We start from the raw sequence: 12,841 nt of genomic DNA, 5'->3' as shown, positions 1-12,841 counted from the left end.
GTCACGTCGGCGGATCATCGTCGTGGCCTCCGGTCGGAGCGCGGTGCCCGCGCTCGCGGGGATCGTCCGGCCGGCCCCTGGTGACCGAGGAGCGCGCATCCGCCGTCGCCGGCAGGAGGACCGGGCGGACGGTGCGGTAGCGACGGCCCGTCGGCGTGGTCCAGAGGACCGAGCCGTCCGGGCCTCGCGCTACGGCCCACCCCGGTAGGTGCTTGATCCGGTGGTGGTGCCGGCACTCGGGGCCGAGGTTGTCGGCGGCGGTGCGCCCGTCGCCCTCGTCGGGTCCGTAGGGAACGAGGTGGTCGAGGTCGCACGCCTGCGCCGGCACGCGGCAGCCGGGAAAGGTGCAGGTCAGGTCGCGGTTGCGTACGTGCTCGGCCATCGCCGCCGGTGGTCGGTAGCGCTGGCGACCGACGTCGAGGACAGCCCCCGTCGCCGGGTCGGTGAGGACCCGTCGCCAGGTCGCGTCGCCCGCCGCCGCCAGGGCCCGCGCCGTGTCCGCGGTGATCGGGCCGTAGCCGACCAGCTCGCCGGGACGGTCGTCGAGCCCGAGGAGCGTGTCGGCCGGGACCACGACCCGGATCTGGACGTCGCGTCGGCGGCCGGCCGGGGCGCGGGTCGGTGTCGCCGACCGCGGAGTCTCGGTCGGCCTCGTCGGGCCGGCAGCCGGCCGGTCGCCGGCGGCGGTTGGCCCCACGGGTCCGGCTCCTGAGCGATCGCGAGCGCTGGTCGGTGCGGCGGAGCCGTCGCGACCGGCGGCGGATCCCTCCTCGGGAGCAGCGGCGGTGGCTCCGGCAGCCTCGGCGGCGTCGCCCGCCCGGGCCTCCCCACCGGCCCCGTCGGGATGCTCGTCCTCGTGACCGTCAGGACGGTCGGGGCCCGCGGGCTCCGCGCCGGCGGCCGCGAGGGCGCCCAGGGCCACGAGGTCGCACAGGGCGTCGGCGCGCCGGGCGTCGGGGGTGCGGTCGCCGTCCTCGACGCTCGTGGGCTCGGGGTCGACCGGGTCGGCGCCGCGCGCGTGGGCGTCGAGGGTGCGGTAGAGCAGCAGCGCCTCGGCGGCCGGCAGGTAGGCGGTGACGGTGGCCATGCCGTGGTCCTCCGCACCGAGGTGGACCCCGCGCTCCCGCACCGCGGCGCGCTCGCGGCGGCGGGCGCTGGACGGGTCGAGGCGCACCGCCGCCCGGCGGGCGGACCCCGCCAGCTGGGCGGGCGTGCGGGCGAGGGGCCGACCGACCGACGTGCCCTCCAGCAGGTCGCGGCAGAGGCGCTCGCGCAGCTCGGGGTCGAGGTCGAGCAGGACCCCGCCGACCGCGCGGACGTGGGCGAGCCCCAGGCGCCCGTCGAGCATCGCCTCGACGAACAGCGGCAGGCCGCTGACCAGGCTGACCGCCTCGTCGACCCGCCGGGCGGCGGTGCGCTGGGCGACCTGCCAGACCAGCGCGAGCTCGGCGACCACCGAGTCGACCTCCGCGCCCACGCTGCCCACGGCGTCGTCGAGCAGCGTGCCCGGTGGCCGCTGCTCCGCCCGGTCGACCGCGCGGGACACCAGCGCCTCGATCGAGATCATCTCCTGCGCCTGGACCCACGCGGTCATCCGCGACCAGCCCTCGAGCCGGGCCAGGCCCTCGGCGGACTCGACCTGCCACGCCAGCTCGCCCGCCGGCGAGTGGTCGCCGGCCGCGGCGGTCGGCGCCAGGAGCTCGGCGGCCAGCAGGTGGTCGGCCAGCTCGGTCCCCGGGGCGAGGTCGGCCAGGCCCACCACGCGGGGACCGGCCGTCTCGTCGACGAATCCTTCGAACACGTGTTCGATGCTAGCCGCCGACCCCGACAGCGCGGGCCCGTTTCCGCGAGACGACCCCGGGACGGGGTGCTACCCCTCGATCCCCATCGCCTCGTCGGCGGCGTCGAGGGCCTCGGAGGTCCAGCCGATGACGCGCCCGCCGGTCCGGCCGAGCTCGCGCATCTCCTCGAGGAACTCCGCCGGTGTGCCCTCGAGGTCGATGCGGACCTCGCGGCGGGCGCTCCGCGCGCCGTCGAGCGCGGTCCGCCCGTCGTGGCCCGCCGAGAGCGTCGCCAGCAGGCCCCCGGTCGAGGCCAGCGAGCCCCGCGCCGCCCCGAGGCGGCCCAGGGCGTCGTCGAGCGACGACAGGAGGGCGGAGCGGTTGCCCTCGCACATCGCCGCGGTGAGCTCGGGGCGGGTGGCCGCGACCCGGGTGCCGTCGGTGAACGAGCCGGCGGCCAGGGCCAGGGCGAGCTCGCCGCCGTCGGCCCCGACGGCCGCGAGCACGGCGGCGAACAGGTGCGGCAGGTGGGAGATGCGGGCGACGGCGAGGTCGTGCTCGTCGGCGGCGGCCGGCACGACGACGGCGCCGCACGCGAGCGCGAGGGCGGCGACGTCGACCCACACCTCGAGGTCGGCGTCGTCCTCGGTCGCGACGACCCAGACCTTCTCGTGGAACAGCTGCAACGAGCCGGCGTCCCAGCCGGAGAACTCGGTGCCGGTCATCGGGTGGCCCCCGACGAAGCGGGTCGCGGGCGCGCGGCGGGCGACGGCCTCGGCCACGGGCACCTTCACGCTGGTGACGTCGGTCAGACGGCACCGCGGCGCCTCCCGGGCGACGGTCGCGAGCACGTCGTCGAGCGCCGTCAGCGGCACCGCGAGCACGACCAGCGCGTCCTCGACGGCGGCGCGGGCCAGCGCCTCGTCGACCGACGCGGCGACGTCGTAGCCGTCGGCGGCGGCCTTCTCCGCGGTGGTCGTCGAGGCGGAGGCGCCCCAGGTGCGCCGCCCGGCGTCGGTGGCGGCGCGCAGCAGCGAGCCCCCGATCAGGCCGAGCCCGACGACGCACACCGGACGCTGCTGGGCGGCGGCCAGGGTGGCCCCGGCCGACCCACCGCTCGAGGCCAGGGCGGACTCCACGGCTTCGGTGTCGGCATCCACGCGAGCGAGGGTAGGGCGACCCGGGAGAGTGAGGGAGGTGCGCCCGAACGGGTCGCCGCGTGCAGGTCAGCGCGCCCGCAGGGCGTCCAGGACGTACCCCGAGTACAGGGCCACCCCGGCGACCATGGCGTCCTCGTCGAACACGACACGGTTGGAGTGGTTGGGCGGGGCCTCGGCCGGGTCGACCTCGGGCGGGCAGGCGCCGAGGAACGCCAGCGCGCCGGGCACGCGGCCGAGCACGTAGGAGAAGTCCTCCGAGCCCATGATCGGGTCCGGCATGGGCTCGACGAAGCGCGACCCGAGCACCGAGCGCCCCACGTCGGCGACGCGCTCGGCGACGTCCGGGTCGTTGACGGTCACGGGGTAGCCGGCCTCGATGTGCACGTCGCAGTCGCAGCCGTAGGCCGCGGCGACGCCGGTGCAGACCTGCCGGATCTCCTCCAGCACCCGCGAGCGGGTCTCCTCGGCCAGCGTGCGCACCGTGCCCTCGAGCAGGGCGGTCTCCGGGATGACGTTGGTCGTGGTGCCGGCGCTGATGTGGGCGACGGTGAGCACGGCGGGGTCGAAGGCGCTGACCCGTCGCGTGATCATCGTGTGCAGCGCCCCGACCATTGCCGCGGCCGCGGGTACCGGGTCGAGCGCGTCCTGCGGCGCCGAGGCGTGGCCGCCGCGCCCGGTGACGCGCACGTGCAGGTCGTCGGACGACGCCATGATCGAGTCGGGGCGCGTCTGCAGCGTGCCGGCCGCGAGGCGCGAGGTGACGTGCAGGGCCACCGCCGACTCCGGCACGCCGCCCGGCCCGTCCGCCGAGAGCAGGCCCTCGTCGATCATCGTGCGCGCGCCGTGGGCGCTCTCCTCGCCCGGCTGGAACATGAACACCGCGGTGCCGGCGAGGCGCTCCCGGCGCTCGCTCAGCAGCCGCGCGGCGGAGGCGAGCATCGCGGTGTGCAGGTCGTGGCCGCAGGCGTGCATGGCGCCGTCGGTCTCCGAGGCGAACGGCACCCCGGAGTCCTCGGTCATCGGGAGCGCGTCCATGTCGGCGCGCACGAGCACGGTCGGGCCGGGGCGGGCGCCCCGCAGGACGGCGGTGACGGAGCTGCAGTCACGTCCGGTGTCGATCTCCAGGGGCAGCTCGCGCAGCGCCGAGAGCACCGCCGCCTGGGTGACCGGGAGCGTCAGCCCGACCTCGGGGTTGCGGTGCAGGACCCGGCGCAGCGCGAGCGTGCGGGGCTGCAGTGCGCGGGCCTCGGCGAGGAGTGCCCGCTCGGGCGCGCGGTGAGCCGCCCGGCGACCCCCCGCTCGCCGCTCCGGAGCCGTCACCCGTCCGATCCTGGCACCCCCGTCGTGTCCTCGCGGCGTGCGCGCACCGGCCGTTCACCCGCCGGCGACCCCCCGGATGCCCGGAGGCAGTGCGCCGACGACCGCCCGGCGCCCGTGACCTCGTCGGACTTCCACGCAGACCCCACCCCCACCTACCGTAGTGGCATGGCAGGTCAGGGCCCCGGAGGCTCCGCCGCGACACGCGGGGGCGCCGGCACCGTCGCGCCCCTCGACGGGTGGGCCGTGGCGGTGACGCGCGAGGAGGGCCGCTGGCGCGCCGTCGCGATGGACCGCGACAGCCTGGCCGACCTCGACGCGGCCATCAGCGCCCTGCGCGGCCTGCGCTCCACCGGCGCGGTGCTCGGCCTGCTCGACGTCGACGACGAGTTCTTCGTCCTCGTGCGCCCGACGCCGGGCGGGGTGGCGCTGCTGCTCTCCGACGCCGTCGCGGCGCTCGACTACGACGTCGCCGCCGACGTGCTCGACCTCCTGCGCCTCGAGGTCCCCGACGAGGACGAGGCCGACGACGACCCCTGGCCCGAGGGCGACCTCGGCATGCTCGCCGACCTCGGCGTCCCCGCGGACGAGCTCGCGGTGCTCGTCGAGGAGATCGACCTCTACCCGGACGAGCAGCTCACGGCGATCGCCCGCCGGTGCGGCTTCGCCGACGAACTGGCCAAGGTCGTGGAGACCGCTGGGACCTGAGGCGTGGATGGGCCGGGCGCTCGAGGTCGCCCGGACCGCGGGTGACGACGTGCCCGTCGGCGCGGTCGTGGTCGACGCCGACGGGCGCGAGCTCGCCGCCGCCGCCAACGCCCGCGAGGCCACCGGCGACCCCACCGCACACGCCGAGGTCCTGGCCCTGCGCGCGGCGGCACCGCGTCACGGCGACGGATGGCGCCTGGGCGGCTGCACGCTCGTCGTGACCCTCGAACCCTGCACGATGTGCGCCGGCGCCGCGGTCCTGGCCCGGGTGGACCGGATCGTGTTCGGGGCCTGGGAGCCGCGCACCGGGGCGGTCGGGTCGCTGTGGGACGTGGTGCGCGACCGGCGGCTCAACCACCGTCCCGAGGTCCTCGGCGGTGTGCGGGAGGCCGAGTGCGCAGCACTCATGGTCGAGGGCTGGCCCGGTCGTCAGTGCCGGGGAGCGGTCCCGTAGCCTTGTCGGCGGTAGCGTGTCCGAGCGGCCAAAGGAGCGCGCCTCGAAAGCGCGTGTGGGTTCTGCCCACCGTGGGTTCGAATCCCACCGCTACCGCCACGCCGGCTCCCCCGTCCGCGGGGGATGTCGGCCGTCCGGCCCCGGCCCGGCTACCGTCAGCGGGTGCGGGTGATCGCTCGGCACGGCCCGCTCGGTCGTGCGGTGACGCGGGTCGGCACCGCGCTGCGGTTCACCGTGGGCCACCCGGCGCGGGCGGTGGTCGTCGGCTTCGCCGCCGCGATCGCGATGGGGACCGTGCTGCTGCGCCTGCCGGTCGCGCACGAGGCCGGCGTCGGCACCGACGTCGTCACGGCCCTGTTCACCGCCACCTCCGCCGTGTGCGTCACGGGCCTGGTCGTGGTGGACACGGCCGGGCACTGGTCGGCGTTCGGCGAGGTGACGATCCTCGCGCTGATCCAGGTCGGCGGGATCGGGATCATGACCCTGTCGGCGCTGCTGGCCCTGCTGGTGACGCGCCAGGTCGGGTTGCGGATGCAGCTGCGCACCCAGAGCGAGTCCCACGCCTCGGGGCTCTCCGACGCCCGGTCCGTCGTCCGGCGGGTGGTGCTGGTCAGCCTCGGGATCGAGCTCGTCGTCTCCCTCGCGCTGGCCGCGCGGTTCACCGCCTACACTCCCGACCCCGGCCACGCGCTCTGGCTCGGCGTCTTCCACGGGATCTCCGCGTTCAACAACGCCGGCTTCGGCCTGTACGCGGACAGCCTGGTGCGGTTCGTCGGCGACCCGTTCATCCAGCTGCCGATCGTCCTCGCCGTCGTACTGGGCGGGATCGGGTTCCCCGTGCTCTTCGAGATCGGGCGCCGCCTGCGCGCCGCCCGGCGCCGCGGGCAGCGGCAGGCGAGCCTGCACGTGCGGCTCACGGTGATCACCTACGGCCTGCTGCTGGTGCTCGGCGTCGCCGCGATCACCGCGCTGGAGTGGGGCAACGCCGCCACCCTCGGGCCGCTGCCCGTCGGGGAGAAGCTGCTCGCCGGGCTCACCAGCGGCGTCATGCCGCGGACGGCGGGGTTCAACGTCGTCGACGTCGGCGGGTTCACGCCGGGCACGCTGCTGGTCCACGACGTGCTGATGATCATCGGTGGGGGATCGGCCGGCACGGCGGGCGGCATCAAGGTGACGACCGTGGCGCTGCTGGCCGGTGCGGTGATCGCCGAGGCGCGCGGCGAGCCCACGATCCACCTCCTGGGCCGGCGCGTCCCGGCCGAGGCGGTCCGGCAGGCCCTCGTCGTGAGCGCCCTGGCCGTCACGCTCGTCGTCACCGGCACCCTGACCCTGCTGCTCCAGACCGGGATGACGCTGGACGTGGTGCTCTTCGAGGCCATCTCGGCCATCGGGACGGTGGGCCTGTCCACCGGCATCACCGCGGACATCCCGCCGGGCGGCCTGCTCGTGCTGGTGGCGCTGATGTTCCTGGGCCGGCTCGGGCCCATCACGCTGGCGTCGGCGCTGGCCCTGCGAGACCGGGCGCGGCGCTACGAGCGCCCCGAGGAACGACCGATCATCGGATAGGGGACGGACGATGAGCTGGGGACAGAGGCCGCCGCGGGCCGGGGGCTCGCGCTGGATCGTGGTGCTCGGTCTGGGGCGGTACGGCACCTCGCTGGCCGAGGAGCTCGTGCGCCGCGGCGAGGAGGTGCTCGCCCTCGACCGCGACCCGAACGTCGTGCAGCGCCTGTCCGACGAGCTGACCCACACCGCGACGGTCGACACCACCGACCGCGAGGCGTTGCGGCAGCTCGACGTGCACCACTGCTCGCGCGCGGTCGTCGGGATCGGGTCGGACCTCGAGGCGAGCGTGCTCACCGCGGCGGTCCTGGTCGACTTCGGCATCCCGAACATCTGGGCCAAGGCCACGAGCCGCGCCCACGCGAGCATCCTCGGGCGCATCGGGGTCCACCACGTCGTGCTCCCCGAGTTCGACATGGGCGAGCGCACGGCACACCTGGTGACCGGCCGGATGCTCGACTACATCGAGTTCGACGAGGACTTCGCGATGATCAAGAGCGGGGTGCCGGACGACCTCGCGGGGCGGTCCCTGTCCGAGGCCGCCCTGCGGCGGCGCCACGGCATCACCGTCGTGGCCGTGAAGAAGCCGGGCGGGACGTTCGCCTACACCACCCACGACACGGTCGTGGGCGCCGACGACCTGCTGATCGTCTCGGGGCCCGTCGCGGCGGTGGAGGGGTTCGCCGAGCGCGTCGGCACCACCTAGGAGACGGCCTGGCGGGTGAAGTTCGGCGGGATGATGAGGTCCTCGGGCACGAGGTCGTGCACCGACGACCTGCCGAGCCCCATCAGGCCCGAGCCGATGCCGCCGCGCAGGATCTCGAAGACGTTCTCGACGCCCGGCTGGCCGGCCGCGGCGAGGCCCCAGAGGTACGCGCGGCCGATGGCGACGGCGCGGGCCCCGAGCGCGAGGGCCTTGACGACGTCGCTGCCGCGGCGGATGCCGCCGTCGAGGATGACCTCCACGTCGCGCCCGACGGCGTCGACGATGCCGGGCAGCACGCGGATCGGCGCCGGGGTGGAGTCGAGGTTGTTGCCGCCGTGGTTGGACACCTGGATCGCCGTGGCGCCGGCGTCGACCGCGCGCTTGGCGTCGTCGATGCGGGTGATGCCCTTGACGCAGAACGGCAGGTCCGAGCCCCACTGCTCGCGCAACCACGCGACGTCGGCCCAGGTGGGGGGCGGGGTGAACATCCACTGGCCGTAGGCGCCGAAGAACGTCGGTGCCTGCTCGCCCTGCGTGGGGATGTTCGGGACCGTGAGGTCGGGGATCTTGCCCGAGCGCAGGAACGCGAGGCCCCACTTCGGCCGGGTCGCGCCCTCGGGGATGTACTTGAGGATCGTCTTCCAGTCCATCTTCTCCGGGATGGACGGGCTGCCCCAGTCGCGGCCGTGGGAGAACGACCAGTCGAGGGTGACGATGAGGCCCTTGGCGCCGGCGGACTTCGCCCGCTCGGCGCGGGCGGCGAGGGTCTCGCGGTCGCCCACCCAGTACATCTGGAAGAAGGTCGTCGGGTTGGCCGCGACGACGTCCTCGATCGACCGGCTGGCGAACGACGACAGGCCCATCGCCGTGCCCGCGTTCTTCGCCGCGCGCGCGACCGCGACCTCGCCCTCCGGGTTGACCGCCTGCACCCCGGTGGGGGAGACGATCACCGGCATCGAGATGTCCTGGCCCATGACGGTGGTCGTCAGGTCCTTCTCGAACGGCAGGTCGCACACGTGCGGCAGGAACTGCAGCTCGCGGAAGGCGTTGACGTTGTCCTCGAGCGTCGCGCCGGCCTCGCTGCCGGCGACCAGCGCGCCGTACACCGACTTCGGGAGGCTCTTGCGGGCGCGCCGCTGCGCCTCGGCCACGGACTCGAACCACTGACCAGCCATGAGGACCCTTCTCCGCGCGTGACTCGCTCCCCGAGCACCGTACCGGCGCGTGGCGCGGCGCACGGTGTCTGCGCGGACGGTCCGGGGCTGCCCGAACGGAGGGGGCCGGACCTGCGCTCGGACCTGCTCAGGAGCGGGGCGGCGGGCCGGTGGAGGCGCGCACGACGAGCTCGACGGGCAGGCGGTGCTCGTCGTCGACGGTGCCCGGGCGCAGCAGCAGGGCCGCCGCGCGCCGGCCCTTCTCGCGGTGCGGCTGGCGCACCGTCGTCAGGGCCGGGTGGGCGTCGGCGGCGGCCGGGACGTCGTCGAAGCCGACGATCGACACGTCGCCCGGCACCGACAGCCCGGCGTCCTCCGCGGCGGCCATGGCGCCGAGGGCCAGCTCGTCGCTCATCGCCAGCAGCGCGGTGGGGCGGGGCCGGCGGGCGAGCAGCGCGGCCGCCGCGCGGCGGCCCGCGTCGCGCCCGTACGGCGAGCGCTCCTCCACGGGCACGTCGGTCCAGGTCAGGTCGGCCGCCTCGGCGGCCTCCCGGTATCCGACGAGGCGTTCGCGCGCGGCGCGGTAATGGGCACGGGCCTGGCGGTCGAGGTCGGCGGCGCCCTCCCACTCGTCGTCGACGATCGGCAGGGCGACGACACCGAGGCGGGTGTGGCCGAGGTCGAGCAGGTGGCGGGCGGCGGACGCGGCGCCCCGGCGGTCGTCGATCCCGACGTGCCCCGCGCCGGGCAGCCGCGGCCCGTCGACGACCACGAAGGGCAGGCCGCGGTCGACGATCGCCGCGAGCTTGCCCTCGATCGGCACGTCGCAGTAGCAGATGACGGCGTCGACCAGCGCCACGCGCGCGACCGCGCCGGCCGGCCCGCCGCTGATGAGCACGAGCGCGAGGTCCTCGTTCTCGCAGACCTCGCTGACCCCCTGCAGGAACAGCACCGCCGCCGGGTCGCTGAACGCGAACGACATCGGGTCGTCGTAGACGAGGCCCAGGGCGTTGACCCGCCCGCGCGACAGCGTCGCGGCCAGCGGGTGCGGGCCGGCGTAGCCCAGCGCGCGGGCGGTGTCGAGGACCCGGTCGCGCAGCCGGGGGCTCAGCCGCTCGGGGTGGTTGTAGGCGTTGGACACGGTCGCCCGCGAGACGCCCAGGGCGTCGGCGACGGTCGCGAGGGTGACCCGCCCACCCCGGCGTCCGTCGGTCTGCACGCCCCGATTCTCCCGTGTCCCGCGGGGTGGCCGGGAGCCGACGAGGAGATGAACCGGTTCAACCACATCCCGATCGACGTCCCGGCACCCCTTGCGCGTCCGCGCTTTGAACCGGTTTAGTAGCCGTGACGACAGGAGGAGGGGACATGCGACTCCCACGGAGCTGGCGGGACCTGGCCGACCGCGACACCTGGCGCAGCGCCGCCGCGCGGGAGGTGGCGCGCGAGGCCGAGCGGGTCGTCGCCCGGGCCGCGGCCCGCGAACGGCTCCGCGCCGTCGAGGCCGAGATCGCCGCCCTGCTCGCCGACGAGCACGTGCCCGCCCGGGGCCGGCGGCTGCGCGCCCTCGAGCACGCCCGGGACGACCTGCAGGCCGCGCTCGTCGCCTGAGCGCCTACATGAAGTTACGCGTGTGCAGGGCCGAGAGCTCGGCGGCCTCGTCGGGCGGGAAGCCCAGCCGCGCCAGCCGCCCGCGGCGGCCCTCGTCCATGGCGCGGTGCAGCTCCTGGACGCGGTCGTACCCGCGCGCGATCGCCGCCGGCGCCCACGACCCGGCGGCGAGCAGGACCAGGGCGTCGAACACGTCCGCGTTGAGGCCGGCGGTGTCGACCAGCGCGTCGTGCCGCCGCTCGATCGCCGTGCGCAGCGCGCCGCGCAGCGACGGGTCGAGCGTGCTCTGGTGCTCGAGGTGCGCGACGCCGAACGCCACGTGCCGCGCCTCGTCCACGCGGGCGAGGTGGGTGATCCGGGCGGTGACCGGGTCGGGGGCGTGCTCGACGAGGTAGGTCATCACCTGCACCACGGCGGCCTCGACGTCGTCGGGCACCGGTTCGGCGGGAGCGGCGTCCCAGCCGACCGCGGTCGCCGGGTCCCACTGCGCGGCGGCCGCGTGGGCGTAGAGCCGCGGGGCGAGGTCGGCCCACACCACCTCGCGGCGGTCGATGTCCAACCCCGTCGCCGGCCCGCCCGGCTCCACCAGCGCACCCCGGTGGGCGCCGCTGCGGCCGGACAAGGGGTCCCCGGTGCCGGCCGCGGTGCGCCCGAGCAGTTCCTCCCATCGGCCGAACCGTCGACGACCCGCGGGCGAACGATGCCCGGAACCGACGAGGAGGTGGACGCGTGGCCCTGCCCGTGATGCCGGCGGACACCGCCGCAGTGGAGGCGGAGGTGCAGGTGGAGACCGACACCGGGATCGATGCCGGCAGCGCTGCCGGGACCGCCGCGGGGACCGACGCCGGGACCGACGCCGGGACCGCCGCCGGGACCGCCGCCGAGACCGAGGCCGACGCCCCGGCCAGCGTCGATGCCGCCGTGGTCGCCCGCCTGGCCGGGCGCGAGCAGGCGGCGCTCGACGAGCTCTACCAGCGCTACGGGCGCCCGGCGTACTCGCTCGCGCGGCGGATCTGCGGTGACGACGGGCTCGCGGAGGACGTCGTCCAGGAGGTGTTCCTCGTCCTGTGGCGCGACCCCGCCCGCTTCGACCCGTCGCGCGGCACGGTCGCGGGCTGGCTGATGACGCTCGTGCACCACAAGGCCGTCGACGCCGTGCGCCGCGAGGCCACACGGCGCCGTCACCATCCGACCACCGGTGAGCCCGACGAGGGGGTCCCGGCGGGCGGGCCGTCGGCGGCACGGCAGGCGCTGGGCGCGGTGATCGGCGAGCAGGTGCGCGCCGCCCTGCACCGCCTGCCGACCGAGCAGCGCACCGCCCTGGGCCTCGCCTACTACGGCGGCTACTCGCAGCGCGAGGTCGCGAGCCTCACCGGTGTCCCGATCGGCACCGTCAAGTCCCGCATGTTCGCCGGCGTCGCACGGCTGCGCGTGCTGCTCGGTCCGGTGCTGGGCACGTCGGCGGCCGACGCGCTCGGGGACCTGCCGTGAGCACCTGCGACCTGCGCGCCGACGCCCTCGGCGCCGCGTTCTCGGCGCTCGAGCCCGAGGAGGACCTCGCGTTCCGGGCCCACCTCGCGCACTGCGCGGCGTGCCGCCGGACCCTGGCCGAGGCGACGGAGGTCGTCGCCGCCCTCGGCGCCGCGGTGCCGCAGTCCGACCCGCCGCCCGCGCTGCGCGACCGGCTCCTCGACACCGCCCGGGACGAGCGCGGGCCGGAGCCGCTCCCGGCACCCGCCGCGCACCCGACCACCGCACAGACCACCTCACAGACCACCCCGCCGCCCACCGCGCCGCCCACCCGCCGCCGACCGGTCCTCGCCACGGCGGGCGCGCTCGTCGCCGCCGTCGTGCTGGGGCTGGTCCTGGTCGTCGCCGGCGGCGTGCTGCCCACGCGCTCGCCGACGCCCGAGACGCCGGCCACCGCGACGGAGGACCGGGCCGACCGCGTGGTCGCCGACGCCCGCGTCGCCGACCCGGGTGTGCGCGCCACCGTCCTGCGCGGCGAGACCGGCGCGCCGGTCGCCGTCCTGCTCGACCCCGGCGACCCCGCCGCCGGCGTCCGTCTCGTCGCGCTCGACCTCCCGCCGACCGGGAACGCCCGCGACTACGTCGTGTGGGCCACCGGTCTGCCCGGCAACGCGCCGGAGGCGGTGGCGGTCATGGATCCGGACGACGGCGTGACACGCCCGCTCGGCGCGGCGGGCGAGGGGGCGCCGGGGCCTGCTCCCGGGGCGCCCGCGCCGCGCGGCTGGGCGGTGTCCGTCGAGGCCAGCGGGCCGGTGCCGGCCCGGCCGTCGACGGTCGTCGCCGTCGGTCTGGTGGCGGGCTGAGACCCTCCCCGGGCGGGGTGTGACCCGCTCGCCACGCGCCGTTCCACCGTTCGTCGC

The 12,841-nt window shown here is 76.3% G+C and carries 13 protein-coding genes and 1 tRNA gene; 8 read left to right on the top strand and 6 right to left on the bottom strand.

Annotated elements, in window-relative coordinates:
• Position 1: 1 nt before the first annotated feature.
• The 3 genes from ACYX4T_RS18005 to ACYX4T_RS17995 all read right to left on the bottom strand — a co-directional run bounded on the left by ACYX4T_RS18005 (position 2) and on the right by ACYX4T_RS17995 (position 4,261).
• The gene (locus tag ACYX4T_RS18005; RefSeq protein ID WP_476010658.1) at positions 2–1,801 is read right to left on the bottom strand and encodes an HNH endonuclease signature motif containing protein; all 1,800 of its coding nucleotides are present in this window, start codon (positions 1,799–1,801) and stop codon (positions 2–4) included.
• A gap of 69 nt (positions 1,802–1,870) precedes the next feature.
• Complete coding sequence (locus ACYX4T_RS18000; RefSeq protein ID WP_476015304.1) at positions 1,871–2,851, bottom strand: prephenate dehydrogenase; 981 nt, start codon at positions 2,849–2,851, stop codon at positions 1,871–1,873.
• A gap of 156 nt (positions 2,852–3,007) precedes the next feature.
• On the bottom strand, positions 3,008–4,261 hold the full coding sequence (locus ACYX4T_RS17995) for a M20 metallopeptidase family protein (protein WP_476010657.1): 1,254 nt from the start codon (positions 4,259–4,261) through the stop codon (positions 3,008–3,010).
• A 165-nt stretch (positions 4,262–4,426) separates the two neighbouring features.
• Between ACYX4T_RS17995 and ACYX4T_RS17990 the strand changes: the two genes are divergently transcribed.
• From ACYX4T_RS17990 to ACYX4T_RS17970, 5 genes are all read left to right on the top strand, one after another.
• Complete coding sequence (locus ACYX4T_RS17990; RefSeq protein ID WP_274233103.1) at positions 4,427–4,966, top strand: tRNA adenosine deaminase-associated protein; 540 nt, start codon at positions 4,427–4,429, stop codon at positions 4,964–4,966.
• Positions 4,967–4,973: 7 nt separating this feature from the next.
• Complete coding sequence (locus tag ACYX4T_RS17985; protein ID WP_476010656.1) at positions 4,974–5,420, top strand: nucleoside deaminase; 447 nt, start codon at positions 4,974–4,976, stop codon at positions 5,418–5,420.
• Between the two features lie 10 nt (positions 5,421–5,430).
• Positions 5,431–5,519 (top strand) — tRNA-Ser (locus ACYX4T_RS17980).
• A gap of 63 nt (positions 5,520–5,582) precedes the next feature.
• The gene (locus tag ACYX4T_RS17975) at positions 5,583–6,986 is read left to right on the top strand and encodes a TrkH family potassium uptake protein (protein ID WP_476010655.1); all 1,404 of its coding nucleotides are present in this window, start codon (positions 5,583–5,585) and stop codon (positions 6,984–6,986) included.
• 10 nt (positions 6,987–6,996) lie between these two features.
• Positions 6,997–7,689 (top strand): potassium channel family protein, encoded by a 693-nt coding sequence (locus ACYX4T_RS17970; RefSeq protein WP_476010654.1) that lies wholly within the window; start codon positions 6,997–6,999, stop codon positions 7,687–7,689.
• Here the strand turns inward: ACYX4T_RS17970 and mftD are convergent.
• Both mftD and ACYX4T_RS17960 read right to left on the bottom strand, forming a co-directional pair.
• The gene (mftD, locus tag ACYX4T_RS17965; protein WP_476010653.1) at positions 7,686–8,864 is read right to left on the bottom strand and encodes a pre-mycofactocin synthase MftD; all 1,179 of its coding nucleotides are present in this window, start codon (positions 8,862–8,864) and stop codon (positions 7,686–7,688) included. The two genes, ACYX4T_RS17970 and mftD, sit on opposite strands and share 4 nt — an antisense overlap.
• 127 nt (positions 8,865–8,991) lie before the next feature.
• On the bottom strand, positions 8,992–10,062 hold the full coding sequence (locus ACYX4T_RS17960; RefSeq protein WP_476010652.1) for a LacI family DNA-binding transcriptional regulator: 1,071 nt from the start codon (positions 10,060–10,062) through the stop codon (positions 8,992–8,994).
• A 146-nt stretch (positions 10,063–10,208) separates the two neighbouring features.
• Here ACYX4T_RS17960 and ACYX4T_RS17955 point away from each other — a divergent pair, with 146 nt between their 5' ends.
• Entirely contained in the window at positions 10,209–10,451 is a 243-nt protein-coding gene (locus ACYX4T_RS17955; protein ID WP_476010651.1) for a hypothetical protein, read from the top strand.
• A gap of 4 nt (positions 10,452–10,455) precedes the next feature.
• Here the strand turns inward: ACYX4T_RS17955 and ACYX4T_RS17950 are convergent, their stop codons facing one another.
• On the bottom strand, positions 10,456–11,073 hold the full coding sequence (locus tag ACYX4T_RS17950; protein ID WP_476010650.1) for a hypothetical protein: 618 nt from the start codon (positions 11,071–11,073) through the stop codon (positions 10,456–10,458).
• 107 nt (positions 11,074–11,180) lie between these two features.
• Here ACYX4T_RS17950 and ACYX4T_RS17945 point away from each other — a divergent pair, with 107 nt between their 5' ends.
• Positions 11,181–11,942 (top strand): RNA polymerase sigma factor, encoded by a 762-nt coding sequence (locus ACYX4T_RS17945; protein ID WP_476010649.1) that lies wholly within the window; start codon positions 11,181–11,183, stop codon positions 11,940–11,942.
• The gene (locus tag ACYX4T_RS17940) at positions 11,939–12,784 is read left to right on the top strand and encodes a hypothetical protein (protein WP_476010648.1); all 846 of its coding nucleotides are present in this window, start codon (positions 11,939–11,941) and stop codon (positions 12,782–12,784) included. The genes ACYX4T_RS17945 and ACYX4T_RS17940 overlap by 4 nt, the downstream gene beginning before the upstream one ends.
• Positions 12,785–12,841: the final 57 nt, after the last annotated feature.

This window comes from Actinomycetospora sp. ABD4_176 (assembly GCF_056311855.1).
This window is presented reverse-complemented; position numbering and strand designations above follow the sequence as displayed.